The organism is Rosenbergiella gaditana (genome assembly GCF_018494065.1).
Taxonomy (GTDB): Bacteria; Pseudomonadota; Gammaproteobacteria; order Enterobacterales; family Enterobacteriaceae; genus Rosenbergiella; species Rosenbergiella gaditana.
This window is the reverse complement of record NZ_JABBFR010000051.1, coordinates 1-1611: the sequence shown is the minus strand read 5'-3', so window position 1 is coordinate 1611 and position 1611 is coordinate 1. Positions and strand designations below refer to the sequence as shown.

The following is a 1611-nucleotide window of genomic DNA, read 5'->3' as shown; positions in this document are numbered from 1 at the left end:
TGAGTTTTATCGGTTACGCCTCAGAATCGCTCTGAGGGCGTTTGAGCGGTGCGCGTAAGACCGCCTTATGTTAAATAGGTATAGAGATTCTCTAGATGAGCCTATTACTTTGACGAGAACGCTAGCTTTGTTGCGAAGGCTATAAATATCGCACCAGTACATCTATCCATCCACTTAATGAAATTAGGCTTTCTCAGTGATCCGGATATTTTTGTCGTAGTCAGTATTAATACAGATGACCAGATAGTAAGAAGTAGCACATGGATCATAACCAATATCATTGTCCAAAGCGCTAAATTATGGCCAGTTGGGATGAATTGAGGCAGGAACGAAACATAAAAAATCCCTATCTTTGGATTAAGGATATTTCCTAGCATTCCTTTAACAAACCAGTTTTGTTTTTTTCTTGTTTGCGTTGAAACGCTATCGATTGTCGTTCTTGGTTTCAGAATGAAATTAATACCCAGCCAAGCTAGATAACATGCACCAACAATCTTCAACGAAGTATATGCCACTTCAGATACTGCGAGCAGAGCAGCAAGACCGAGAGCTACAGCCGCTCCCCAAACTAAGCACCCTGTATTTATTCCTATAGCAGATTGGAAAGCCTGTTTTTTCCCCTCGCTTGAAGCTGTTCTAAGGATCAAAACAGTATCTAGTCCAGGGGTTAGGGTTAAGGCTGTAGCGGCTATTGTGTACGAAATTATTGACTCAGTAATGTTCATAACCAAATACTCCATATGACTGGTATCAGAACAGAATACCATTTGATGTATAGTTCAAAAAATATATGGAAAGTTAGAGATGATGCATTCGCGTAAGAAGGTGTTATGGTAAATTCCGACCTCGTTATGTCGTGTTTATAAGGGTTGGACTATGGATTTTTACAGCAAGTTAATTGCGATTTTTGCATCATTAATCACGCTACCCATATCCATATTTCAGATTATTGAGATGTATAAAAAATATACTTCTTACGAGAACCAAAGGATAAAGAAACTCCAAACACTACTGAATTACTCAAAAGACGATAGAGTCATAAGATTAATTGAGAGTGAGATCCAAGTATTGGTAGAGGGTGAACTTATTGGGGATACGGCACTAAGCGATAGTGAGAGGGCTGAGTATCTATGGCTTAAGGAACAATATCCTTCAGCAGATGATATGGTTCTTAAATCGATATATCGGGCATCTTTACCTCTGGAAGGTAACAAAAGACTTATAGTTCCTGATGTTCTAAAAAATCATGTTAGCCATAAAAAATTTCTAGCGGTGCTAATGATCCCCGTTACTGTTATTGCACTTTTTAGTTTTACCTCTGCTGCATATGATGGTGGTAGTTTGTATCTTAAGGTGTTCTCTAGTGTTCTCTCGCTATTAGGAGGGATAAATGTCATTTTATTTATATCCCTCTGCTCTGATTACAATACAGCTTATAAGCTAGTTGTTGGCAAAAAAAACCAAAAGAAAGCCTAATGCCCCCGTGGTGGGTATTAAAAAAATCACGGGGAGCGTAGCGACCATCGTCTAGCTTTTTTCTTGTTTTTCTTACCCTGCAAAAGGTTTGATTGTGTGGGCGTAGTGTCAGACTTCTGCAATCACACTATGCCG

The 1611-nt window shown here is 39.0% G+C and carries 2 protein-coding genes; one reads left to right on the top strand and one right to left on the bottom strand.

The window, feature by feature from the left end; all coding sequences use genetic code 11:
• Positions 1 to 104: 104 nt before the first annotated feature.
• On the bottom strand, positions 105 to 725 hold the full coding sequence (locus HH682_RS15360) for a LysE family translocator (protein WP_214238354.1): 621 nt from the start codon (positions 723 to 725) through the stop codon (positions 105 to 107).
• 151 nt (positions 726 to 876) lie between these two features.
• Between HH682_RS15360 and HH682_RS15355 the strand changes: the two genes are divergently transcribed.
• On the top strand, positions 877 to 1476 hold the full coding sequence (locus tag HH682_RS15355) for a hypothetical protein (protein WP_214238353.1): 600 nt from the start codon (positions 877 to 879) through the stop codon (positions 1474 to 1476).
• Positions 1477 to 1611 lie beyond the last annotated feature (135 nt).

Excerpts from the sequence above, each read along its gene's own strand:
- HH682_RS15360 (WP_214238354.1), bottom strand. The coding sequence starts at position 725 with ATGAACATTACTGAGTCAATAATTTCGTACACAATAGCCGCTACAGCC.
- HH682_RS15355 (WP_214238353.1), top strand. The coding sequence starts at position 877 with ATGGATTTTTACAGCAAGTTAATTGCGATTTTTGCATCATTAATCACG.